22 protein-coding genes and 1 pseudogene are annotated in these 23,627 nt (G+C 72.7%); 17 read left to right on the forward strand and 6 right to left on the reverse strand.

Annotation, left to right across the window (positions count from 1 at the left end; all coding sequences use genetic code 11):
• Window positions 1–39: 39 nt before the first annotated feature.
• The 7 genes from QN157_03145 to QN157_03175 all read left to right on the forward strand — a co-directional run bounded on the left by QN157_03145 (window position 40) and on the right by QN157_03175 (window position 9,501).
• The gene (locus tag QN157_03145) at window positions 40–2,766 is read left to right on the forward strand and encodes a GNAT family N-acetyltransferase (protein MDR7554581.1); all 2,727 of its coding nucleotides are present in this window, start codon (window positions 40–42) and stop codon (window positions 2,764–2,766) included.
• 6 nt (window positions 2,767–2,772) lie between these two features.
• Window positions 2,773–3,525, forward strand: a complete 753-nt coding sequence (locus QN157_03150; GenBank protein MDR7554582.1) for a DUF1751 domain-containing protein — start codon at window positions 2,773–2,775, stop codon at window positions 3,523–3,525.
• Between the two features lie 15 nt (window positions 3,526–3,540).
• Window positions 3,541–4,302, forward strand: coding sequence for a CBS domain-containing protein (locus QN157_03155; protein MDR7554583.1), 762 nt, complete (start codon window positions 3,541–3,543; stop codon window positions 4,300–4,302).
• Between the two features lie 184 nt (window positions 4,303–4,486).
• Entirely contained in the window at window positions 4,487–5,812 is a 1,326-nt protein-coding gene (locus tag QN157_03160; protein MDR7554584.1) for a BMP family ABC transporter substrate-binding protein, read from the forward strand.
• Window positions 5,813–5,958: 146 nt separating this feature from the next.
• Complete coding sequence (locus tag QN157_03165; GenBank protein ID MDR7554585.1) at window positions 5,959–7,524, forward strand: ABC transporter ATP-binding protein; 1,566 nt, start codon at window positions 5,959–5,961, stop codon at window positions 7,522–7,524.
• Window positions 7,490–8,530, forward strand: coding sequence for an ABC transporter permease (locus tag QN157_03170; protein MDR7554586.1), 1,041 nt, complete (start codon window positions 7,490–7,492; stop codon window positions 8,528–8,530). The genes QN157_03165 and QN157_03170 overlap by 35 nt, the downstream gene beginning before the upstream one ends.
• Complete coding sequence (locus QN157_03175) at window positions 8,527–9,501, forward strand: ABC transporter permease (GenBank protein MDR7554587.1); 975 nt, start codon at window positions 8,527–8,529, stop codon at window positions 9,499–9,501. The genes QN157_03170 and QN157_03175 overlap by 4 nt, the downstream gene beginning before the upstream one ends.
• 75 nt (window positions 9,502–9,576) lie before the next feature.
• On the opposite strand, the gene QN157_03180 is transcribed toward QN157_03175, so the two are convergent.
• On the reverse strand, window positions 9,577–10,053 hold the full coding sequence (locus tag QN157_03180) for a universal stress protein (protein ID MDR7554588.1): 477 nt from the start codon (window positions 10,051–10,053) through the stop codon (window positions 9,577–9,579).
• A 317-nt stretch (window positions 10,054–10,370) separates the two neighbouring features.
• On the opposite strand from QN157_03180, the gene QN157_03185 reads away from it, so the two are divergent.
• Both QN157_03185 and deoC read left to right on the forward strand, forming a co-directional pair.
• Window positions 10,371–10,925 carry a CBS domain-containing protein gene (locus QN157_03185; protein ID MDR7554589.1) on the forward strand — a complete coding sequence of 185 codons (555 nt, stop codon included), beginning with the start codon at window positions 10,371–10,373 and terminating at the stop codon, window positions 10,923–10,925.
• Between the two features lie 19 nt (window positions 10,926–10,944).
• On the forward strand, window positions 10,945–11,634 hold the full coding sequence (gene deoC / locus QN157_03190) for a deoxyribose-phosphate aldolase (protein MDR7554590.1): 690 nt from the start codon (window positions 10,945–10,947) through the stop codon (window positions 11,632–11,634).
• Between the two features lie 10 nt (window positions 11,635–11,644).
• Here deoC and QN157_03195 read toward each other — a convergent pair whose 3' ends face one another.
• Window positions 11,645–12,316, reverse strand: a complete 672-nt coding sequence (locus tag QN157_03195; protein MDR7554591.1) for a CBS domain-containing protein — start codon at window positions 12,314–12,316, stop codon at window positions 11,645–11,647.
• Window positions 12,317–12,538: 222 nt separating this feature from the next.
• Between QN157_03195 and QN157_03200 the strand changes: the two genes are divergently transcribed.
• On the forward strand, window positions 12,539–12,904 hold the full coding sequence (locus QN157_03200) for a hypothetical protein (protein ID MDR7554592.1): 366 nt from the start codon (window positions 12,539–12,541) through the stop codon (window positions 12,902–12,904).
• Between the two features lie 372 nt (window positions 12,905–13,276).
• Window positions 13,277–14,215 (forward strand): sigma-70 family RNA polymerase sigma factor, encoded by a 939-nt coding sequence (locus QN157_03205; protein ID MDR7554593.1) that lies wholly within the window; start codon window positions 13,277–13,279, stop codon window positions 14,213–14,215.
• A 188-nt stretch (window positions 14,216–14,403) separates the two neighbouring features.
• Here QN157_03205 and QN157_03210 read toward each other — a convergent pair whose 3' ends face one another.
• Window positions 14,404–14,811, reverse strand: a complete 408-nt coding sequence (locus QN157_03210) for a cupredoxin domain-containing protein (GenBank protein ID MDR7554594.1) — start codon at window positions 14,809–14,811, stop codon at window positions 14,404–14,406.
• Between the two features lie 73 nt (window positions 14,812–14,884).
• On the opposite strand from QN157_03210, the gene QN157_03215 reads away from it, so the two are divergent.
• Window positions 14,885–15,673: a MarR family winged helix-turn-helix transcriptional regulator gene (locus QN157_03215; GenBank protein MDR7554595.1), complete on the forward strand. Its 789-nt coding sequence runs from the start codon at window positions 14,885–14,887 to the stop codon at window positions 15,671–15,673.
• Window positions 15,674–15,753: 80 nt separating this feature from the next.
• Here the strand turns inward: QN157_03215 and QN157_03220 are convergent, their stop codons facing one another.
• The 3 genes from QN157_03220 to QN157_03230 all read right to left on the reverse strand — a co-directional run bounded on the left by QN157_03220 (window position 15,754) and on the right by QN157_03230 (window position 18,544).
• Window positions 15,754–16,407, reverse strand: coding sequence for a dienelactone hydrolase family protein (locus tag QN157_03220; GenBank protein ID MDR7554596.1), 654 nt, complete (start codon window positions 16,405–16,407; stop codon window positions 15,754–15,756).
• A gap of 463 nt (window positions 16,408–16,870) precedes the next feature.
• Window positions 16,871–17,845 (reverse strand): CapA family protein, encoded by a 975-nt coding sequence (locus QN157_03225; protein MDR7554597.1) that lies wholly within the window; start codon window positions 17,843–17,845, stop codon window positions 16,871–16,873.
• Between the two features lie 198 nt (window positions 17,846–18,043).
• A complete protein-coding gene (locus QN157_03230; protein ID MDR7554598.1) occupies window positions 18,044–18,544 on the reverse strand; it encodes a universal stress protein in 501 nt (166 codons plus the stop codon).
• A gap of 199 nt (window positions 18,545–18,743) precedes the next feature.
• Here QN157_03230 and QN157_03235 point away from each other — a divergent pair.
• The 5 genes and pseudogenes from QN157_03235 (at window position 18,744) to QN157_03255 (ending at window position 23,622) form a co-directional block, all read left to right on the forward strand.
• Window positions 18,744–20,003, forward strand: a pseudogene (locus QN157_03235) (malic enzyme-like NAD(P)-binding protein).
• A 52-nt stretch (window positions 20,004–20,055) separates the two neighbouring features.
• Window positions 20,056–21,174 (forward strand): sensor histidine kinase, encoded by a 1,119-nt coding sequence (locus tag QN157_03240; GenBank protein ID MDR7554599.1) that lies wholly within the window; start codon window positions 20,056–20,058, stop codon window positions 21,172–21,174.
• The gene (locus QN157_03245) at window positions 21,167–21,829 is read left to right on the forward strand and encodes a response regulator transcription factor (protein MDR7554600.1); all 663 of its coding nucleotides are present in this window, start codon (window positions 21,167–21,169) and stop codon (window positions 21,827–21,829) included. Before QN157_03240 ends, QN157_03245 begins: the two co-directional genes overlap by 8 nt.
• A 141-nt stretch (window positions 21,830–21,970) precedes the next feature.
• The gene (locus QN157_03250; protein MDR7554601.1) at window positions 21,971–23,125 is read left to right on the forward strand and encodes an FAD/NAD(P)-binding oxidoreductase; all 1,155 of its coding nucleotides are present in this window, start codon (window positions 21,971–21,973) and stop codon (window positions 23,123–23,125) included.
• 11 nt (window positions 23,126–23,136) lie between these two features.
• On the forward strand, window positions 23,137–23,622 hold the full coding sequence (locus tag QN157_03255; GenBank protein ID MDR7554602.1) for a hypothetical protein: 486 nt from the start codon (window positions 23,137–23,139) through the stop codon (window positions 23,620–23,622).
• Window positions 23,623–23,627: the final 5 nt, after the last annotated feature.

Genomic DNA, 23,627 nt, shown 5'->3' on the forward strand with positions numbered 1-23,627 from the left:
TGGAAGCACGACGTCCCGATCGCATCCCCGGAGGGCACGATGGCGCGACAGGTGGACGAGGGGCAGTATCCCGCGCACCGTGAGGCGGACGTGGTGCTCCGCGACGGGTCCACCGTGCACCTGCGCCCGGTGCGGCCCGACGACGAGGCCGCGCTGCTCACCTTCTTCCGGGCGCTCTCCGAGCAGGCGCGCGCGCTGCGCTTCTTCACCCGCACCAGCGACGAGGCGCTGGGGCCGCTGGTCCACAAGATGGTCCACGTGGACTACGTCCGGCGCTACGGGATCGTGGCGACCGTGGGCGTCCCGGAGCGCATCATCGGACACGCCATGTACGCGACCCTCGACGGCGACCGCGCCGAAGTGGCGTTCGCCGTGGCCGACGACTACCAGGGGCGGGGCCTGGGAACGCTGATGCTCGGCCATCTGGCCGAGCACGCCGCCGAGCACCACATCCGCCTCTTCGAGGCCGAGGTGCTGCCCACCAACATCCGGATGCTCGACGTCTTCCGCGACGCCGGGTTCCCCACCGAGGTGCAGATCGTCGCCGGCGAGGTGCACGAGCGCTTCCCCACGGCGCTGACCCCGGAGGCGCTCGCCAAGTTCGAGGAGCGCGAGATGGTGGCCGCGGCCAACGCGCTGCGCACGTTCTTCTCCCCGCGGGCGGTGGCGGTGGTGGGCGCCTCCCGCCAGCGGGGCAGCATCGGCGGCGAGCTGTTCCACAACCTGCTGGCGTACGGCTTCGCCGGGCCGGTCTACCCGGTGAACCCCCGCGCCAGCGTCGTGCAGTCGGTGGTGGCCTACCCCACCGTGGAGGCGATCCCCGGCCCGGTGGACCTGGCGGTGATCGTGACCCCCGCCGAGCACGTCGTCGAGGCGGCGCAGGCGTGCGCCCGCAAGGGCGTGCGCGCGTTGGTGGTGATCTCCGCAGGGTTCGCCGAGACCGGCGACGCGGGGCGCGCGCGGCAGGCCGAGCTCCTGGCCGTCTGCCGGGCGAGCGGCATGCGCCTGATCGGTCCCAACTGCATGGGGATCATCAACACCGATCCCGCGGTGCGGCTGAACGCCACCTTCGCGCCGGTGGAGCCCCCGGAAGGGCGCATCGGCTTCATGTCGCAGAGCGGCGCGCTGGGCCTGGCGATCCTGGACTACGCGCGCATGCTGGGCCTGGGGATCTCCACGTTCGTGTCGGTGGGCAACAAGGCCGACATCTCCGGGAACGACCTGCTGGCCTACTGGGAGCAGGATCCGCGCACCGACGTCATCCTGCTCTACCTGGAGTCGTTCGGCAACCCCCAGAAGTTCTCGCGCCTGGCGCGGCGCGTGGGACGGCGCAAACCCATCGTGGCCGTCAAGAGCGGCCGCACCCGGGCTGGCGCCCGCGCCACCTCGTCGCACACCGGTGCGCTGCTGGCCGCCTCGGACATCACGGTGGACGCCCTGTTCCGGCAGGCGGGTGTCATCCGCACCGACACCCTGGAGGAGATGTTCGACGTGGCCGCGCTGCTGGCCCACCAGCCGGTGCCCGCGGGCCGGCGCGTTGGCATCATCACCAACTCGGGCGGGCCCGGCATCCTGTGCGCGGACACCTGCGAGGCCGAAGGGCTCGAGGTGCCAATCCTCGCCGAGGAAACCCAGCGGCAGCTGCGCGCCTTCCTGCCGCCCGAGGCCGCGGTCAGCAACCCCGTGGACATGATCGCCTCGGCCACGGCCGCGCACTACCGCCAGGCGATCCGCGTGGTGGGCCGGGATCCGCACATCGACGCCCTGGTGGTGATCTTCATCCCGCCGCTGGTGACCCGCGCCGAGGAGGTGGCCGCCGCCATCGTGGACGCGGTGCGGGAGCTGGGCGGGGCCAAGCCCGTGCTGTCGGTGTTCATGTCCTCGCGGGGGGTCCCCGAGGTGCTGCGCGCCTCCGACGTGCGCATCCCCTCGTACCTGTTCCCCGAGGCGGCTGCCATCGCCCTGGCCCGGGTCGCCCGCTACGGCGCGTGGCGCGCCCGGCCGCTGCCGACGCCGGTCCGCTTCGACGACCTGCGCCGCGACGACGCCGCCGCGCTGGTGGACGCCGCCCTGGCGCGTGGCGAGGGCTGGCTGCCGCCCGGTGACGTGCAGGCGCTGCTGGAGTGCTACGGCCTGCGGATGGTGGAGCAGCGCATCGTGCCCACCGCCGAGGCCGCCGCGCTGGCGGCCGAGGAGTTCGGCGGGCCCGTGGCCCTCAAGGCCATCGCGCCGGGTGTCGTGCACCGGACCGAGGTGGGGGCGGTGCGTCTGCACCTGGAAGGGGGCGAGGCGGTGAGGCGCGCTGCCGCCGAGATGACGGCCCGGTTGCAGGCGGCGGGCACGCCCCTCACTGGTTTCATCGTCCAGCGGATGGCCGCGCCGGGCGTCGAGATGATCGCCGGCGTGGTGCGCGAGCCGCAGTTCGGTCCCGTGGTGGCGTGCGGGGCCGGCGGCACGCTGGTCGAACTGATGGGCGACGTGGCGATCCGCCTGACGCCGCTCGCGCGCGAGGAAGTCCGCGAGATGCTCCAGGAGCTGAAGTCCTACCGGCTGCTCACCGGGTTCCGCGGCCAGCCGCCCGCTGACGTCGCCGCGCTGGAGGACGTGCTGCTGCGGCTCGGCGCGCTGGCACAGGACCTGCCTGCCGTGGCCGAGCTCGACTGCAACCCGGTCATCGTCCACGAGCGCGGCGCCACCATCGTGGACGTCCGCGTCCGGGTGGCGCGTCCGGAGCCGGCGCTGCCGCTGGGCGCCCGGCGGCGGTAGCGCCCCATGGCACGACGCGGGTTCGCGCTGTCCCGGCGGCCGTCGGCGCTGCCCGGCGACTGCCCGATCACGTGGACGCTGCTTGCGGCCAACGCGGGCACGTTCCTGCTGGGGTTCGCAGGAGGCCTCGATGCCCTGCCCCCGCTGGCGTTCGTCGCGCCGCGGGCGTCGGCGGCGCCGTGGACGATCCTCACGTATCCGCTGGTGGGCACCGGCGGGATCCTCGGGGTGCTGCTCGGCGGGTACATGCTGTGGGTGTTCGGTGGAAGCCTCGAGCGCGCGTGGGGCTGGCGTGACTACGTGCGCTTCCTCGGGCTGGTGACCGCGGCGCCCGCGCTGGCGCTGTGGGTGGGCAGCCTCGCGATCGGACGCCCCGTGGTGCTGGCCGGGCCGTGGCTGCTGCTGGCGGCGGCGGTGGTCGCGTGGACCACCGTCAACCCCGCCGAGCGCCTCCTGGCCTTCTTCGTCCTCCCGGTGCAGGCGCGGTGGCTGGGGCTGGTGGCCGCCGTGCTGGTGTTCTTCTCGCTGGCGTTCCCCATGGGCGCGTTCGCGCTGGCCGGGTGCGGCGCGGCGCGGTGGTACGCGGCGAGGGGGCGCATGGGGTTCGTCCCACGCGCCCGCGTGCGCCCCCACGGACGACCCGCCTCCCGGCACAGGGAGGAGCCTCCGGTCGGATGGAACCCCATCGAACGGCTTCGGCGCTGGCGACGCCGGCGCCAGGTCGCGCGCCTGCTGCGGCGCGCCGGACTGCACGACTGACCACAGGAGGGCACGATGAGCGCCACGGCAGACCCATCCCGCCCTGCCCGCCGCCTGATGCAGCTGCGGGCCCGCGACATCATGACGACCCCGGTGATCACCGCTCCACCGGAGGCCACCGTGCGCCAGCTGGTCGAGCTGATGACGACCCACCGCATCAGCGGGATCCCCATCGTCTCGGCCGCCGGCGAGCTGCTCGGCATCGTCACGGAAGGTGACCTGCTCTACAAGGAGCTCACCCCGCGCCCCGAGGAGCCGCCGGAGCTGGTCCAGCGCCTGCTCCCCTTCCCCGGCATCGCCGCCGCCGCCGACCGGGCACGCAAGGCCGAAGCGGTCGTGGCGCGCGACCTGATGACCACGCCCGTCGTCACCGTGGGCGAGGACGCCACGCTGCACGAGATCGCCAACCTGATGACGCGCCATGGCATCAACCGGGTGCCGGTGGTGCGCGACGGCCGGGTGGTGGGCATCGTGAGCCGCAACGACGTGTTGAAGGCGTTCGCGCGGTCCGACGAGGAGCTCGCCCTGGCCATCCGCGACGCCCTGCTGCACGACCTGTGGATCGATGTCTCGCGCGTGCAGGTCACCGCCCACCACGGCGTGGTGACGCTGGAGGGCCGCGTGGAGCGCTGGTCGGAGCGCGAGCTGGCCGGGAAGTGGGCGGCGCTGGCCGACGGCGTGGTGCGCGTGGAGAACCGGCTGACCTACGAGCTGGACGACCGGAAGATCCCGCCCGAGACGCCCCGGCTCCCGGGCGAACGCGGGGCCAAGCCGTAACCGCGGCCGCCTGCGGCCGGGGCCTGGCTGGCCCGCAGGAGCGCTTCTGCAGGACGCCGTAGCCCTTCGTGGGTCGGTCTGCGTCCCAAGACCCCGCCGCGCAGCCGGGCGCGGGCATCGCGCAGGAGCACGCCATCTCCTCGGGCTGGTCTGCAGGCCGGCACCACGCCGGTGGGAGGGGACCATGCGATCCACGATCGGGTTGGTGGTGGCCCTGGCACTGACCGCAGGCCTGGTGGCGCACGGTGTGTCTGCCTCCTCTGCTGCCCCGCGGACCTTCAAGATCGCGGTGGTCTCGGACGTGGGCGGCCGGGGCGACCTGAGCTTCAACGACATGGCCTTCAAGGGCGGCGACGACGCGGAGCGGGACTTCGGCGTCCGGATGGTCGAGCTGGTGAGCAAGGTGGAGGCCGACTACGTCCCCAACCTGACCCGGGCGGCCCGGGATCCCGACGTGCAGCTGATCGTGGGCGTGGGGTTCCTGTTGAGCGACGCCCTGGCCCAGGTGGCGCGGCGCTTCCCCACCAAGAACTTCGTGGGGATCGACACCTTCGCGCAGTCCATCGTGAAGGAGAAGTTCGCCGCCCAGTACCCGCTGCCCAACCTCATGGACGTGGTCTACGAGGAACACAAGGGCAGCGCCCTCGTCGGTGCCCTGGGCGCGCTGCTGGCCGCCCAGTACGCCAGTCCTCACATCGGCGGTGTGTTCGGCATCGAGATCCCCGTCCTGTGGAAGTTCGAGATCGGCTACAAGTGGGGGGCGCGGTGGGCGACCGAGTGGCTGGCCAAGCGCCGGCCGGAGCGTGCGTTCCCCTACCGCAAGGACTTCGTCCTGTGGACCTACACCGGGACCTTCAGCGACATCCCCAAGGGCTATGCCGCGGCCAAGGCCATGTACGCCAGGAACGCGGTGGCGGTGTACAACATCGCGGGGCCGCTGGGGCTGGGCATCAACCAGGCGGTGCAGGAGATCGCGCAGCGGCAGCAGCTGCGTATGGGGCCGCCGTTCTGGATCGGGGTGGACGCCAACCAGGACTGGATCAACCCGGGCTTCGTGATCGCCAGCATGATGAAGCGCGTCGATCGGGGCGTGTACTACGCCACCCGGTGGGTGCGGGACGGGCAGTTCCGGGACCTGGTCCGCCGCACGCAGGGCGTGGTGACCCTGGGCATCGGCACCCGCGTGGCGGGCCAGCTGACCGAGGGGATCTCCGTGAGCACCCTGGACGACCTGGACGAGTTCATCCGGATGGGAGTGCAGGCAGAGCGCCTGACCCGCAAGAAGGTGCTGCCAGCCCCGCCCGCGGAGATCAAGGCCAGGGTCAAGACCATGCGGGAGGCGCAGCCCGCGTGGGTGTGGGAGGCAGTCGCGGAGCTGGAGAAGAAGATCCGCGACGGCCAGGTGACCGTGCCCCTGGCGGTCACCAAGCCCGACATCCAGCGGTGGCGCAACGACCTGGGCCTGGGGCCGGGCGCCCTGGTCGCAGCGGCCTCCCGGCTGCCGCGGTGACCCCTCGCGGCGCACGTCTGCCACCCTTGTGGCCCCGCCGGGCGACCCGCAGCGCAGCCACAGCGGTGACCGCCGCGTGAGCCGCCGGCCTGCCGCGGCGCAGGCGCGCGGCGCACCCCTGCCATGTGACGCCGAGGGTCCCCCCGGTGACTAGACCTGCGCGCGTCCAGATGCGCGGGATCCACAAGGTCTACCCCGATGGGACCGTGGCCCTTGTGGGCGTGGACTTCCAGCTCCACGCGGGAGAGGTCGTTGCCCTGCTGGGCGAGAACGGCGCGGGCAAGACCACCCTCATGAAGATCCTCTCGGGCCTGTTGCGGCCCACCCGCGGGGAGATCCTGGTGGACGACCGGCCCGTGCAGTTCCGCACGCCGGCCGACGCCTTGCGGTGCGGGATCGGCATGGTGCACCAGGTGTTCACCCTGGTCCCGCCGTTCACCGCCCTGCAGAACATCCTCCTGGGGCACGAAGGTGTCGGGGTGCTGCGCGCGCTGCCGCAGGACACAGCCCGGCAGCGCGTGCAGCGACTGCTGGAGGAGACGGGGTTGACAGTGCCCCTCGACGTCCCCGTGGAGTCCCTGCCCCTGGGAGTGCAGCAGCGGGTCGAGATCTGCAAGGTCCTCTACCGCGCCACCTCCGTCCTCGTCCTGGACGAACCCACCTCCGCCCTCACCCCGGTGGAGGTGGAGGAGTTCTTCCGGTTCTTGCGCCGGCTGCGAGACCGGGGGACGTCCGTCGTGTTCATCACCCACAAGCTGCGGGAGGTCCTGGAGGTGACCGACCGCGTCGTGGTGCTGCGCCAGGGCCGCGTGGTGGGCGAGCTGCCTACCCGTGCCGCCACGCCCGAGCAGCTGGCCGAACTGATGGTGGGCTCCCCCGGCGTCCTGCGCGTACGGCGCACTCCGCGGCCGCCGGGCAGACCGGTGCTCGCCGTGCGTGCGCTGCACGTCCGCAGCGACCAGGGGCACGTGGTGGTGCGGGATCTGTCCTTCGAGGTCTGCGAGGGCGAGATCCTGGGTGTGGCGGGCGTGGAGGGGAACGGGCAGAGCGAGCTGGTGCAGGCGCTGACGGGGCTGCGACGACCCGAGGCAGGCGACGTCTGGCTGGACGGGGAACGGGTGCCCTCCCTGGAGCCGCTGCGCCTGTACCGCCGCGGCCTGGCGCACGTGCCGGAGGACAAGGCGCGGTTTGGGCTGGCCCTGGGCTTCGACATCGTGGAGAACAGCATCCTCGGCCGCCAGCGGGAGCCCCAGTTCCTGGGCCCGTGGGGCCGGCTGCGCCGGTCCGCCATCGTCCGCTACGCGGAAGCATTGGTCCAGCGCTTCCGCGTGGTGGCTCCCGACCTCTGGACCCCTGTGCGCAGCCTGAGCGGCGGCAACCAGCAGCGTCTCGTCGTGGGTCGGGAGATCAGCAAGGAGCCCACGGTGGTGGTCGCGATGCACCCCACCCGCGGCCTGGACGTGGCGTCTGCGGTGCACATCCGCGAGCTGCTGGTGCGGATGCGGGATGCGGGCAAGGCGGTGCTGCTGGTCTCCGCGGACCTGGACGAGGTCCTGGAACTGAGCGACCGGATCGCGGTGATGTACGAGGGACGGTTCGTGGGCGCCGGTCCTGCGGAGACGTTCCGCCGGGAGACGGTGGGCTTGTTGATGGGCGGGGTGGTGCCCGCGGGCACGGATGCGGACGCCGCGCGCGCTGCGTCCCCTCGCTGAGTCGCTGGCCACCGTGGCCCTGGGCCTGGTGGCCGGCGGGCTGCTGGTCTGGGCCTTCGGCCATTCGCCCGTGGCCGCCTACCGCGCCCTGGTCGCGGGCGCGTTCGGGACCCGGGAAGACCTGCTGGAAACCCTGGCGTTCGCCACGCCCCTCATGCTCACGGCACTGACGTTCGCGGTCGGCATGCGGGCCGGGCTGTTCAACATCGGTGCCGAGGGCCAGATGTACCTGGGAGCCGTGGGCGCGGCCTGCGTGGCGGGCATGGTGCCCCTGCCGCCGGGCGTCCACCTGGGCGCCGCCACTGCAGCAGGGATGGTGGCGGGCGCGCTGTGGGCCCTGATCCCCGCGGCGTTGAAGGCGTGGCGTGGTGCCCACGAAGTGATCTCCACCATCATGTGCAACTGGATCGCCCTGCACCTGTCCATGTACCTGACCATCACCTTCCTGGCCGAACCCGGACGCGCCGAGCGTACGGTGCCGGCCTTGCCCACCGCCCGCTACCCCGTCCTCTCCGAGGACAGCACGCTCACCGCGGTGGTGTTCGTGGCCGTGGGCGTGGCGCTGCTGGCGTATGCGTACCTGTGGGGCACCCGGGCGGGGTACGAGCTGCGGCTGGCGGGCGAGAACCCGGACGCCGCACGCTACGCGGGGGTGCGCCCGGAGCGCGTGGTGACGGCGAGCTTCGTGCTCGGCGGACTGGCGGCCGGACTGGCGGGCGCCAGCCAGGTGATCGGCCGACCTCCCGCGTGGTCCCTCTACGCCACCATGGGCAACGTGGCCACCCTGGGCTTCGACGGCATCGGGGTGGCGCTGGTGGGCCGCAACCACCCGGTGGGTGGGGTGCTGGCCGCGGTCCTGTTCGGGGCCCTGGCGCACGGTGGCCGGCTGATGGAGTACGAGGTGGGCGTACTGAGCGAACTGGTGCGGGCCCTCAACGGCATCATCGTGTTCGCCATGGCCGTACCGGAGCTGTGGAAGATGGTCGGCAGGAGGCTTTCGCGGTGAGGAAGGCCGCGCTGGCGTGGGCTGCAGCGGTCGTGACCGCCGCCCTGGCGCCGCGGGCGCTGGCTCAGCTGGGCCTGCCGCCCGTATCCCTGGTCGAGACGGGGCTGTTGGCCATGACGCCCCTGGCCCTGGCAGCGGTGGGAGAGTGCCTGAACGAGAAGGCCGGGCTGGTGAACATCGGCCTGGAAGCGATCTTCATGGTCACCGCGACGGTAGGCGTGTGGTTCGCGGAGATCGGGCGCAGTGGCATCGTCGGGCTGCTGGGTGGGGCCGCGACCGGGAGCCTGTTGGGCCTGGGCATGGGCGCGGTGAGCGTGTACGGGAAGGCGGACCAGATCATCGCAGGCATGGGGCTCAACGTGTTCGCGCTGGGGTTCGTGCCCTTCCTGCTCATCAGCCTGTGGGCGTTCCCGGGTGTGCACGTGTTCCCCAACGAGCTGATGGTGCCGCGCCTGACGACGCCCCTGGGCCAGGTCAGCCCTGTGACGATCGGCGCGGTGGTGGCCGCCGTGCTCGCGCACCTGGTGCTGCACCGGACGGTGGTGGGGTTTCGTCTTTGCGCCGCTGGGGAGAAACCCGAGGCGGTGGACGTGGCCGGGCTCCGGGTGGACCGGTTGCGGCTCCTCACCGCGACCGTGGGCGGGGCGCTGGCGGGGCTGGGCGGGGCCTTCCTGCCGCTGGGCTGGTTCGGGGCCCTGGTGAAGGAGATCTCCGCAGGGCGCGGCTTCATCGCCCTGGCGTGCGTGGTGTTCGCCGGACTGGAACCGCTGGTGGCCCTGGGAGCGGCGCTGCTGTTCGGGCTCGCGGACGGCTTTGCGTCCGCGGTGGCGGTGACGCCCGGGGTCAAAGAACGGGTGCCGTTCTACTTCGTCTCCATGATCCCCTACGTAGTCACCCTCGTGGTGGTGGCCGCGGTCATCGGCCGCAGGCGGTTCCCCAGCACGGTAGGCCGACCGTACGCACGCGAGTGAGCGGTGCCGTCCTGCGGCCGGCTGCGCAGGACCGCGGGGCGACCCTGCCGGCGCAGCGTCGCCGCCGATCCACGGCTAGGCGTCCGGCTGACGCACCGTCAGCACCGGCACCGGGCTGTGGCGCACGACGTGTTCGGCCACGCTGCCGAAGAGGACCTTCGCGAGCCCGGTGCGGCCGTGCGTCCCCATGACGATCAGGTCCGCGCCGATCTCCTTTGCGACCTCCAGGATCGCGGCCCGCGGCGTGCCCTCCCGCAGGAGGGGCACGGCGTCGGGAAAGCGTGCCGCCAGCCGGCGCATCTGCTCCTCGGCCTCGGCCCGCACGCGCTCGGCCAGCTCGATGGTCGCCGGCATGGCCGCCATCTCGGGCGGCAGCCCGGCCAGGGCTCCCAGGCTCAGGTCGAGCACGTGGAGCAGCGTCACCCGGGCATCGAAGCGCGCGGCGAGGCCCATGGCCCACCGCAGCGCCGGCTCGGCCCCGGGCGAGAAGTCGGTGGCCGCCAGAATGCGCTGCAGACGTAGCGGCGCGGTATCGGATGGACCGGACGTCATCGCTCACCCCACATCGTAGACTGCCAGCTTGCTCCATGGTTACATACTGCGGCCGCCGTATCCTCCGCGCCGCACGGCCGCCGGCTGCGTCGTCTGCACCGAGAACCATGCTTGCACACTGCGGCCGCCGCACCCTCCACCGCGCACCCGAGCAGCGGAATCGGGCAGGCACCCGATGGCCGCGCCGGCGCCGCACGCGTACCCTGAGAAGGGCACGGCGCGGGGCACCCGGAGGCACGCACGCGCGAGGCCGTGCGCGTCCGGGTGGCGCAGCGCGTCGGGAGCCGCCCCACACGTCTGGACGCGGGGGTGCGAAGATGCTCACCGCCGGCGACATCATGACGCGCGACCTGGTGGTCGTCACACCCGACATGCTGGTGGAGGAAGTGGGCGACCTGCTCACGCGCTATCGCATCCACGGGGCGCCGGTCGTCGACAAGGACGGCCAGCTGGTGGGGATGATCAGCCTGGTGGATCTGGTGGGGCGCGTGGGGGAAACCGCGCGCGACGTGATGAGCCCCGACCCCGTCACCGCCACCGAAGATACGCCGCTGGACGAGATCGCGGGCATGATGCTCGACCAGATGGTGCGCCGGATCCCGATCGTCGAGGGGAATCGCGTGGTGGGCATCGTGAGCGCGAGCGACCTGATCCGCGTCTTCCTGAACCTGCACGAGGCAGCCCCGGGGCGGGCCGGCGAAGGGACGGCGCCCGCCCCGGCATCCGGCCCGGCAGCGGGCGTCCCACGCCCGGGGCCGGCTGCGCCGCCGACCACGACCCCGGCCCGGCAGCCGGGCGCGGGACGACGGACCGCGCGCGCCCCACGGCCTGGGTCGCGGGTGGCGCGCCGGCGGCGCGCCACCCGCCGGTGACGGCTCGCCGCGGATCTCTATGAACCCCCGCGGGATCTCCATGGACCCCGCAGACCTCGCCAGACGGCTCGAGCACGCCGTCTTGCATCCGCAGGCGACCCGCCAGGACGTGCTGCTCGGCGTGCAGACCGCTGTGCGGTGGGGCGTGCGGGCCCTGGTGGTCAAGCCCTGCCACGTGACGCTCGCAGCCCGGGAACTGGCCGAGACGTACGTGAAGGTCGTCACCGTCGTCGGGTTCCCGCACGGCGGGCACACGGTGGCCACCAAGGTCGCAGAAACCCGTGAGGCGGTCGCCCACGGCGCCGAGGAGGTGGACATGGTCCTCGACCTGGGCGCGCTGCGCGACCGCGATCTCGCCACGGTGTTCTACGAGACCCGCAGTGTGGTCGACGCCGCGCGCGGCCGGCCGGTGAAGGTCATCCTGGAGACCGCGTACCTCACCGACGCCGAGAAGCGCCTGGCCTGCCGGATCGCCGCCCGCGCCGGTGCGGCCTACGTCAAGACCAGCACGGGCTTCGGCCCCGCGGGGGCCACGGTGGCCGACGTGGCGCTGCTGCGCCGCGTGGTGGGACGCCGGCTGGGCGTCAAGGCCGCCGGCGGCATCCGCACCTACACCGATGCAGTGGCGTTGCTGGAGGCCGGCGCCGATCTCCTGGGCACCAGCCATACCGACGCCATCCTGCGCGAGGCCGCGGCCAGGGTGGCCTGAGCCGCGCGCTTCATCGCACGTGCACGCGCTGCGCCCGCGTGGGCCGGTCGATGTGCAGGTACGACACCTCGTACCCGGATGCGGCCAGGTGCTCGGCCACCACGAGGGGGGCTGCGGTCGCCACCCGGAGGTGCGCCCGGCGCCCCGTGCCGTCCAACCGGGCGCTGAGTGCGACCGGCTCGTCGGGCCGCGCCCGCTGCTGCAGGGCCGCTGCCAGCCTGGCCAGGTCGGTCAGGCCCGCGGGCAGCTCGACGGTGACGCGCAACCCGGCCAGGTCGCCCCCCAGCATGTGGATCAGCGCGTCGAACAGGTCGCTCTCGGTCACGATGCCCACCAGCATCCCCTGCTCCACCACCGGGAGGCACCCGATCTTACGGTCCCGCAGCAGCCGCGCGGCGGCTTCCACCGGCACGTCGGGCGCGACCGTGAGTGGATCCGGGGTCATCACGTCGCGCACGTAGGTCTGTTTCAGCAGCGCAGCCAGCCGGCGGCCGGGGAGCGACTCCATCGGCGGGGCAGCCCGCATCAGGTCGGTCCAGGTCACGACGCCCACCAGACGGTGCCCGCGCATCACCGGCAGGTGACGCACCCGCAAGGCCCGCATGAGGGTCAGCGCGTCCTCCAGCGTTGCGTCGGGCTCGATCGTCCGGGGATCCGGGGTCATGCAGTCACGGACCAGCATGGCGCACCGTCCTCTCCACGCGCCTTCCTGAACGATCCTTCCCGAGCAGTGTAGCCCGGGGGCCCGGACGCTCGCCATCGGCCGCGGTGTGGAATCCCGATCGGGCGCTGGCCCGATCTTCCCGTCGGCCGCCGGGCCGGGGCGGCCCGCGCACTGCCGCCCATCGGGCGAGGGCCCGATTCACGCGGCCCGTCCTCGCGCGTATGGTTGAGCCGACCGGCCATGACCGATGCGCTGCGCGTCGCCATCGTCGACCCCTTGCCCGAGATCCACGCCGCGATCGCCGACCTGCTCTGTGGCGTCGCGGGCATCCGGATCGTCGGACATGCCCGGTCGCTACGGGAGTACGCGAGTAGCGCAGACGAACCGGCCGACGTGCTGGTCGTCGACCTGCGGACCTGCCTGGGGCCCGAGCGAACGGTGCTGGACCGCCTGCGCGCGCAGCATGGCTTTCGGGTGGTCGTGACCACCAGCGACACCGAACCCCACTACGGCGAAGCGGCGCTGCGCCTGCAGGCCGACGCCTGGGTGCCCAAAGCCCGCCTGGCGGTCGACCTCGTGCGGACGCTGCGCGGGCTTGCCGTGTAGCCGGACCGGCCAGCGGGCTGTAGCCGGACCGACGGGCGGGCCCGGTGACCGCCAGTTGGAACCGAGGTCCGGTGCGAATCGGGCAGGGGCCCGATACCACCACACCGCCGCGCGCCATAGCATGGAGACGGCACCCGCTCGCGCGGGTGTGCCGCGGAGGGTCGACCATGCGGGCATCGGGGTCGTCGCACGCGCTGCCGGGTGCGTGGCGACCCAGCGTCGGTGGCGGACGTCAGTGGTTCGGTCCTGCCGCAGTCTGTCAGCACATGGGGAGGGGTTGAGGTGCGCGCTACGGCCGCGCGTTCCGCGCTCCCGCGACCTCGCGGCCGGCTACGACCTCATCGGCCGCACCCGCGGAGATCCGACCTGGCCGTGCAACGGTCGCGCCCGTCTGCGCCGCGCCGACGCCGGCCTGCGGCGGCCGTACCCGTTCGCCCGCCGGTCGCTCTCCACCCTCGCACGGAGGACCTGACCGCCGTCGAACGGCCAGGCGACGGCGAGGACATCCTGCGGGTCTACCTGTCGGAGATCGCACGGGCGCCCCTGTTGACGCGTGAGGAGGAAGCAGCGCTGGGGCGCCGGATCGAGCAGGGCGACCGGGCGGCCTACCAGCGGCTGGTCGAGTCCAACCTGCGGCTGGTGGTGGCGGTGGCCAAGCGGTACGTCGGGCGTGGGGTGCCGCTGCTGGATCTGATCCAGGAAGGCAATCGTGGCCTGCTGCGTGCGGCGGAGAAGTTCGACTGGCGCCGGGGGCTCAAGTTCAGCACGTACGCCCACTGGTGGATCCGTCAGGCGATCACGCGTGCCCTCGCGGCCCAGGCGCGCACGGTACGACTGCCGGTGCACGTCCGCGACACGCTGGCACGACTCACGCGGGTCACCGACCAGCTGCGCCAGGACCTGGGACGCGAGCCGACCCCCACCGAGCTGGCACGCGCGACGGGGTTGTCGGCGGCCGTGGTGCGCGACCTGACGCAGGTTGCTCAGGAACCGGTCTCGCTGGACCTTCCCGTCGGCGAGGAAGAAGAAGCCACCCTGGGCGAGTTCGTCTCCGACCGCGGCGCGCTGGCCCCCGAGCAGCCTGTTTTCGCCGCCCTGGAACGGCAGATCCTCGCTCGGGCGCTCGCGGAGCTGACCCCGCGGGAACGTCGGGTGCTCGTGTTGCGGTTCGGGCTGGCCGGCGCCCGGCCGCACACGCTGGACGAGGTGGGGCGGATCTTCGGCGTCACGCGCGAGCGGGCCCGACAGATCCAGAACCGGGCGCTCGCCAAGCTCCGACACCCCGACCGCTTGGCGGCGCTGCGGGAGTAGCGATCGTCAGCTGCGCTCGAGGACGCCTCGGTGGCGTAACACCCCGGCGCGGGAGCGGCTACTACGCCGCCTCCCCCACGAAGCGCGTCCAGGGCGGAGTCGCCTTGCAGGGCCGTCGTCGGAAGGCTCCTGAGAGCGACTCCCGGTGACCTTCGGTCCTCTGAGTCCCGAAGGGGCCCGAGCTGCGGTCAGCGGCGCGGCGCCACCAGGAGCGTGCCAGTGTAGTGCACGCTCATGGGGTGCAGGTGGCAGTAGATGGTGTAGGCGCCCGGACGGACGTTGCGGATCCGCACGGTCTTGGTCTCCTTGGGCTGCAGGACCTCCTTGACGCCGAAGGCGTCGATGGCGAAGCCTTCCGGGATGGGGCTGTCGTTGCGCACCACGAACTCCACGGTTTCGCCTGCGTACGCAAAGGCGTCCGCGGGGAGGTTGGTCACCGCGATGGTGGAGACCTCCGCCACCGTGGCCTTCCAGAACTTCATGACGACCTGGTAGCGGCGCACAGCGGGGGCGCCCAGGACGGGCTGCGCCGCGGGCAGCAGGAGAACGGCGGCGGCCAGGGCCGCCACGGCCAGGGTACGCGTACGGTGGGTCACGGGAACCACCCTCCTGTATTTTGGAGTGCTAACAATGTACTATAGAGGGCAGCGGAGCGTCAAGGAGGCAGCGATGACCAGGAGCGGGCGGTTAGGAGGTCCCTTTGGGAGCCGGGAGGAGACCGTCGAACGCGTGGCCCAGGCGCTCGGGCGCATCAGCACCACCCTGCGCAGCTACGCGTGGGAAGAGGCCATGGGACGGGGCCTCACGCCCACCCAGGCGCAGATCCTGGGCTACCTGAGGTTCCGGGGGCGGCTGGGCGCCCGGGTGTCTGAGGTCGCCGAAGCCCTGGCGGTCACCCCCGCTACCGCCAGCGAGTCCGCTGATGCCCTGGTGCGCAAGGGCCTGGTCCGGAAGCACCGGGTGGCGGAGGATGGCCGAGCCCGGCTCCTGGTCCTCACCGCCGCAGGCCGCAACGAAGCGGAGCGCGTGGCAGGCTGGCCGGAGCTGCTCCTGGAGGCGGTGCGGTCCCTGCCCGAGGCCGAGCAGGCTGCCTTCCTCCGGGTGCTGCTCAAGACCATCCGGCACCTCCAGAAGGCGGGACGGATCCCGGTGTCCCGCATGTGCGTCACCTGTCGGTACTTCCGGCCGTACGCCCACGCCGACCCCCAAACACCCCACCACTGCGAGTTCGTGGACGCCCCCTTCGGCGACGGCCTGCTGCGGGTGGACTGCGAGGACCACGAGCCGGCGTCGCCACAGCAGCAGGAGGAGAACTGGCGGCGCTTTTCTAGCGTCCCCTCAGGCGCTGCCGGTCCAACAAGCGTCAGGGTGCGTGGCAAGTGGAGAACTGGCGGCGCTTTTCTGGCGTCCCCTCAGGCTGCGCGTCCTAGGGGAGGCGAGACGCCCGCTCCACGTTGAGCGCCCTCAGGCCTCGGGTCGCAGAGCGGATCAGCTGGTCGTCTGCCACACCGACATCAACGTCTTCCCCGAGGAGATTGCTACGCTGCGTGCAGGTGCCGGCGGAACCACCCCGCGGCCAACCGCGCCACCTCGTCCAGGGCGCCAGGCTCCTCGAAGAGGTGCCCGGCACCCGGGACGATGGCGAGTTCGCTCTCGGCCTGGAGCGCCGCCAGGGCCTGCCGGTTCAGCTCGAGCACTGCCAGGTCGCGCCCGCCAACGATCAGCAGCGTCGGTGCGCGCACGCGATCCAGCACGTCGGCGGCCAGGTCGGGGCGGCCGCCCCGCGAGACGATGGCGGCCACGTCCTCCGGGCGCTGTGCCGCGGCGACCAGGGCTGCGGCCGCACCGGTACTGGCGCCGAAGTAGCCGATGGGGAGGTGGCGTGTGCGCGGGTCGGCGCGCGCCCACGCGGTGGCCGCCAGCAGCCGGCGCGCCAGCAGCGGGATGTCGAACCGCAGCCGCGCGGTGCGGACGTCTTCGGCCTCCTCGGCGGCCGTGAGGAGGTCGAACAGCAGCGTACCCAGCCCAGCCTGCTGCAGGACCCGTGCGACGTGCCGGTTGCGGGGGCTCCACCGGCTGCTGCCGCTGCCGTGGGCGAAGAGCACCAGGCCGGCGCTGCGCGCGGGCAGCACCAGACCGCCCTCCAGCACCTCGCCGTTGGCGGGAATGTGCACGGCGTGTTCCTCGTCCATCGCCCACCCTCTCGCGGCGCTCATCGCGGCGGCCGCCCGTCTCCTGGGGCGAGCGACCGATGGGCGTCCCTGGAACGATCGTAGCAGGATCGCAGTCGCGACGAAGCCAGAGGCCGACAGAACCGAAGAGGAGCGCTCGTCGACGGGCTTTTCACCGTCTTTGGCTCCGCCGCCGGTGTCTACCGTCCGCCAGCCGTTCTCCGGAGTTACCCCCGAAGTACACTTGGTGGACTCTCGACGTCCACGTACGGAGCGTTTGACTCGGCTACTTCGCCCGTCAACTTGCGCTCCTCGATCTCAACAATACCATATGTCCCCGAACGCGCCATCGGGCGCGGAACGTATTTTCCGTGGCCGCGGATCCCCCGGCCCCGGACCGGTGCCCGCGACGGCGGTTCCCATCGGTGGGGGGCGCAGGCCACCGCCTGTGCTCGTGGGGGGTGGGATGACAGGCGGTTCCCGATCAGAAGGGGGCGAGGAGTTCCAGGCCGTCCGGGGTGCACCGCGTCTCGGTGCCCAGGTCGGCGCACAGTCGCTGCATCCGTCGCACGATCGCGTCGCGCTCCGCCCCGCGCGCCAGACGGGCCTGGCAGTCGCGGATCACGGTCGGCACCAGCCGCACCCCCTCCACGCGGCCGCCGCGCACGTCCAGCACGAACACGAACGACCAGTCGTTGCGCTGTACCGGATCGACGACGTAGTCGTCGACGAAGTCGCCGCAACTGTACAGCACCAGGCCGTCTTTGCCCCACGCCGCCCCGCGGACGACGTGGGCCGAATGTCCGTAGACCACACCAGCCCCGGCCTCCAGCAGGCGCTGCGCCGCCGTCCGGTGGGCAAGCGGCGGGGCCAGCCCCCAGTTGGGGCCCCAGTGCGCCGAGACGATCACGAGGTCGGCGACCTCGCGCGCCCGGGCCACCTGGGCCAGCAGCGCGCGGAACGCGGGGCTGTCGGGGTCGTCGACGGGCACGTACCACACCCCGGGCCGGTCGGCCGTCGCCGCCCAGCCGGGCTCGTTGTCGGTGACGGCGAGCAGCGCCAGCACGCCGTCGCCGGCCTGCACCACCGCCGGCGCCTGAGCCTCGTCGAGGGTGCGGCCGGCACCGGCGCGAGCGATGCCTGCCCGGTCGAGCACCGCCAGGCACTCGAGCAACGCTCCCGCGCCGTAGTCCAGCGTGTGGTTGTTGGCGAGCGACACGGCCCGGACGCCGGCAGCAGTCAGCACCGCGACGTTCCTGGCGTCGGACCGAAAGGTGAACGTCTTGCCGGGCTGCGGCCGCCCGCGGTCGGCCAGCACGCACTCCAGGTTGATCACGAGCGCATCCGCTGCCCGGAGGACGGGCAGAACATCGCCCCAGGGGTACGTGGCCGGCAGGCGCGCCAGCGCCTCGTTCACGAGCCGCCCGAGCATCACGTCCCCCACCAGCGCGAGCCGCATGCCCGCCCCCCACACCGTCCCCGCCCGACCGGCGGGCCCGGGCCAGGCCACCACCGCACCGCGGAGCCCGGGCTGCGCGCGGGACCCGGCCGGTCAGCTCCCACCCGTACCGGTCACGCGGCCGAGCCCCTGGCCGGCGTGGCGTGTGCAGCCGTCTTCAGCATGCCACGCCCCGCCGGACGCGGCGAAGGTCGCGGGCTACGTCGCCGACCCGCCGGCGGTCGTCGGGGCAGCGCGCGCTGCGGGCGCGAACCTGGACGCCACCGCGTGCGGCACGACCAGCACCGGCGTGGTAGCGTGCCGCATGACCGCCTCGGCGACGCTGCCCAGCAGGACGCGCCGCAGGCCGGTGCGGCCGTGGGTACCAACGACGACCAGGTCGGCCTCCACGTCGGATGCGATCTGCAGCAGGTCCTCGGCCACGCCACGCTGGCGCATCCGCACCACGACCTGCGCGGGCTGCGCCCCGTCCGTGGCGTCCTCGAAGTCGAGCAGGATGGTGGCGCGGAACCGCTCGATGAACTCGTCCACGCCCATGGGTCGCTCGCGGCGCAGCTCGTCGTACTCGCCGGGATCGGCCACGTACGCGACCACGAGACGCGCCCCGGACTGGCGGGCCAGGGCGTGCGCCAGCGCGTACAGCGCCGGCGAGACCTCCGAGAGGTCGGTGCCCACGAGGATGCGCTGCAGTGTTGCCATCGTCACCACCTCCGGCCGTCCCCTTCGACGATAGGCCGGGTCCCACCGGGCGGCCAATCGGGCGCCGAGCCGATCCGCCCCCGCACGGGCGCCCCGCGTCCGCCCCAGGGAAAATCGGGCCCCTGCCCGATGGAGGGCGCAGGTAGCCTCGCTACGCTGGAACAGGAACCGTGGCGTCTGCCACCCTGGAGGCGGTGCCGTGCAGATCACCCGTGAGGAAGCGCTGGAGTACCACGCCCGGGGACGGCCAGGCAAGCTGGCCGTCGCCATCACCAAGCCCTGCGCCGGGCAGCGTGATCTGAGCCTGGCCTACACCCCCGGGGTCGCCGAGGTGGTCCGCGAGATCCAGCGGGACCCCGAGGCAGCCTACCGGTACACGGCCCGGGGCAACCTGGTGGCCGTGGTGAGCAACGGGACGGCCGTGCTCGGGCTGGGGCAGACGGGCGCCCTGGCCGCCAAGCCCGTCATGGAAGGGAAGGCGCTGCTCTTCAAAGCCTTCGCCGACGTGGACGCGTTCGATCTCGAGATCGACGCCACCGACCCCGACGAGGTCGTGCGGATCGTGCGGGCGCTGGCCCCGACCGTCGGCGGCATCAACCTGGAGGACATCAAGGCCCCCGACTGCTTCGTCATCGAAGAGCGCCTGCGGGCGCTGCTGGACATCCCCGTCTTCCACGACGACCAGCACGGCACGGCGATCGTGACGGGCGCCGCGCTGCTCAACGCGCTGGAACTGGCCGACAAACCCGTGCACAGCGTACGCACCGTCATCAGCGGCGCCGGCGCCTCGGCCATCGCCACGGCGGCGTTCTTCGTGGAGCTGGGCATGCCGCGCGAGCACATCACCCTGGTGGACACCACTGGGGTGGTCTACGCAGGGCGTGCGGTCAACATGAACCCCTACAAGGCGCGCTTTGCGGTCCAGACGCAGGCGCGCACGCTGGCCGAGGCCCTGGAGGGAGCCGACGTCTTCGTGGGCCTGTCGGTGGGCGGGATCGTCTCGCCCGAGATGGTCCGCCGCATGGCTCCACGTCCGATCCTGTTCGCCATGGCCAACCCGGATCCCGAGATCACCTACACCGACGCGCGCGCGGCGCGTCCCGACGTCCTGATGGCCACGGGCCGCTCCGACGACCCCAACCAGGTGAACAACGTCCTGGCGTTCCCCTTCGTGTTCCGCGGGGCGCTCGACGTGCGGGCCCGCGCCATCACCGAACGCATGAAGATCGCGGCCGCCCGGGCGCTGGCGGCGCTGGCCAAGGAAGACGTGCCCCTCGCCGTCCGCGACGCCTACGGGCTCACCCAGGTGACCTTCGGCCCCGACTACTTCCTGCCCAAACCGCTCGACCCCCGCGTGCTGGTCTGGGTGGCCCCCGCCGTGGCCGAAGCCGCCATGGCCGACGGCGTCGCCCGGCGTCCGCTGGACCTGCAGACCTACCGCCAGGAACTCGTGGCCAGGGCCCACCGGCGCCTGGCCGGCGGCGCGCTGGCGGCGGCGAGGTAGGTGCGCGGTGACGGACACGCAGGCTGAGACGTCGCCGGTACCCGGCGGCCGGTGGCAGCGGCTCTGGCGGCGCGTGCCGATCCTGCACCGCATCCTCGGAGCCAACGCCGCCATCATCGTGATCGGTGCCGTGGGGGGCACCCTGATCGCCGTGCGCCACGGGGCCGCCCACCCGTCGTCGCCGCACTATGAGCTGATCGCCGGCTTCCTGCTGGCAGGCATCGCGGCCAGCGTGCTGGCCAACTTCGTGGTGCTGCGGGCGGTGCTGCGTCCCCTCGACCACCTGCAGCGGGCGGTGGAGGCGGTACGCACCGGCGCCACCGGCGTGCGCGTCCAGCGGCACGGGCTGTGGGACGAGCGCCTGGAGCACCTGGCCGACGCCTTCGACGGCATGGTGGCGGCGTTGGACGCCCAGACCGAGCGGCTGCGCCGTCTGCCGGGGCAGATCCTCCGCGCCCAGGAAGAGGAGCGCCGGCGCATCGCCCGCGAGCTGCACGACGAGGCGGCGCAGGCCCTCACCTCGTTGCTGGTGCGCCTGCGGCTGCTGGAGCAGACGGACGAGCCGACGCAGGTCCGGGCACGGGTCCGTGAGCTGCGGGCACTGACCGCACGGGCCCTGGACGACGTCCGCCGCATCGCGGTGGAGCTGCGTCCGTCGGTCCTGGACGACCTGGGCCTGGCTGCGGCGCTGGCTGCCCATGCCGACGCCCTGAACGCCTCCGGCGAGATGCGCGTCACCGTGACCGCCGGATTGAACGGGCGGCTGCCGCCGGAGGTCGAGCTGGCGCTGTACCGCGTCGCCCAGGAGGCGTTGACCAACGCTCGCCGGCACGGGAGGGCCACCGCGGCCGATGTGCGCCTGTGGCATGGCATGGGCGAGGTGCACCTGGAGGTCCGCGACAACGGTGTTGGCTTCGACCCCGCCCGCGTCGGCCGCGCGGTAGGGCAGGCCACCCCAGCGGCGGCACGCAACGGCGCCAGCGGGTTGGGCCTGGCAGGGATGGCCGAGCGCATCGCCCTGGTGGGCGGCCGCCTGGACATCCGCTCGGCGCCGGGCGCCGGCACCACCGTCGCCGCCACGGTCCCGCTGCCCGTCGCCGCACCGGGGGCCGTCGACGGTGGCTAACACGATTCGCGTGCTGCTGGCTGACGACCACCCGGTGCTGCGCGCCGGGTTGCGGGCGCTGCTGGAGCACGAACCCGACATGGTGGTGGTGGGCGAGGCGTCCACGGGGCGAGAGGCCGTGGCCCTGGCCGCGCAGACGCATCCCGACGTGGTGGTGATGGACATCGGCATGCCCGAGATGGACGGGCTGGAGGCGACGCGACAGCTCCGCGCGCTGGGCCTGCGGACCCAGGTGCTGATCCTCACGGTGCACGCCCAGGAGCGCTATCTGTTTCCGGTGCTGAAGGCCGGGGCGGCTGGCTACGTCAACAAGACCGCGGCCGACGTCGAGTTGATCACCGCCATTCGCACCGTGGCCGCCGGTGGCGCCTACCTCCACCCGGCCGCGGCGCGCGCCCTGCTGGAAGACTTCGTGGCCCGGGTGCGGGCGGGTGAGGAGCAGGACAGCTACGACCGGCTCTCCGAGCGGGAACGCGAGGTCCTGAAGCTGGTGGCAGAAGGATACACGACCCGCGAGATCGCCGAACGCCTGTTCCTGAGCCCCAAGAGCGTCGAGACCTACCGCGCGCGCATCCTCGAGAAGCTCGAGCTCCGCACCCGTGCGGAGCTGGTGCGCTACGCGCTGCGCCGGGGGCTGCTGCTGGAGGAGGTCTGAGCGACGCCGAGTAGTCCTGTGCGTGGATGGGAGGGACCGGCGCGCCAGGCAGCGTCGGCGTCTGGCCGGGACACCGCGTGGAGCGCACCCCACGGGGCCGCCTGGCGCGACGAGCGATCTGCAGCCTAGAGGAGGCCAGCCATGCGACGTGTCGTCATCCTGGGCGGGGGCAGTGGCGGGGCGATCGCCGCCCGACGGTTCGCCCAGTGGAGCCGCCCGGGCGAGGTCGAGGTCGTGCTGATCGACCGCAGCCCCTGGCACGAGTACCGGCCGTCCTACCTGTGGGTGATGACCGGCCGGCGTCGCCCTGACGAGGTACGCCGGCCGCTGCGCCTGCTCGAAGCGCGATACGGCACACGGGTGATGCAGGCGACGGTGCAGACGATCGACCCGGACGCACGGCGGGTGGTGACCGAGCAGGGCACGGTGGACTACGATTTCCTCATCGTCGCCCTGGGGGCGGTGCTGAAGGAGGACCCCACCCTCCAGGGAGTGGAAGCACCGTGGGAACTGGACCACGCGCTGGCGCTGCACCAGCGGCTGGCGACCTTCCAGGGGGGCCGGGTCGTCGTGGGGCCGGTGGCGTGGCCCTACCGCTGCCCGCCGGCGCCGTTCGAGGTGGCGTTCATGCTGCGCTACCTGGCCGACCAGCGTCACGTCTCCGACCGGACCGAGATCACGGTGTTCCATCCGTGGCAGCGCCCCATGGAGACCTTCGGCCCCCTCATGGTGGACGGCTTCAGCCGGTTCATGCGCGACTTTCGGGTGCGCTTCGAAGGCGGCTTCACCCTGGCCGCACACGATCCTGACCGCCGCGTGCTGCGCGCCGCCGACGGCCGCACGCTGGAGTACGACCTGGCGGTCGTGGTCCCGCCGCACGAGGCGCCGGCGCCCGTGCGGGCATCGCCGCTGGCTGCCGCCGGCGGCTACATGGACGTGGTGCTCCCGGCCATGATCTCGCCCCGGTACCCCGAGGTCTACGGCATCGGCGACGTGGTGGCACCGACGATCGGTCTGGGCATGGCGGGGGTCTTCGCGCACCTCCAGGCCGACCACGTGGTCACCCAGATCCTCGACCGGGTGCGCGGGGTCTTCGTGGGCGAGCTCTACAACATGGTGGGCGTGTGTGTCATGGACACGGGCTACATGGGCGCCGCCGTCTGGTGCGACTTCACCGACAAGCTCTACGGCCGCGCCCCGCACCCGGACTGCCGCATGCTGGGCGGCATGCGGCTGTTCCGGGCGGTCAAGGCGGGCTTCGAGCGTTTCTGGTTCGCCAGTCTCTTCGGCGCCTAGGGAGGACCGCGATGTCGAACGCACAGAGCTCCCCCCCGCTCGCCTCTGACCTGAGTCCCGAGGATCGCCAGGCCCTCGAGCGCCTGCTGGCCGAGGTCGCGCGCAACGCCGGTGCCCTCGAGCAGGGCGTGCGCATCGTCCAGCGGCTTGCCGATACCGGCCTGCTGGCCGCCGCCGAGGCGGTCCTGGAGGAGTTCGACGAGGCGTTCAGCGCCTCGACGCGCCCCGAGCTGATGAGCATGGTAGCCAACCTGATGATGGTCCTGGGGACCCTGGGCCAGCTCGCCTACGGACCGTTCTTCACGGCCGCCATGCAGGTCCCAGCCGCGGTGAACGCCGCCTATCCCGCAGCTGCAGCGCGCCGCACGCCGCTGCGTTTGCGCGAGGTCGTGGCGCTGCTGCGCAGCCCGGAGCTGGCAGGCCTGCTGGAGCTGGTGATGGCCGCGCTGCGGGCCATGCGCGCCCCCGCCGGGTCGACAGCGGGGGACGGGAGGTGAACCCG

Source organism: Armatimonadota bacterium, from assembly GCA_031459855.1.
In the GTDB taxonomy this organism is placed as follows: domain Bacteria; phylum Sysuimicrobiota; class Sysuimicrobiia; order Sysuimicrobiales; family Humicultoraceae; genus Fervidifonticultor; species Fervidifonticultor primus.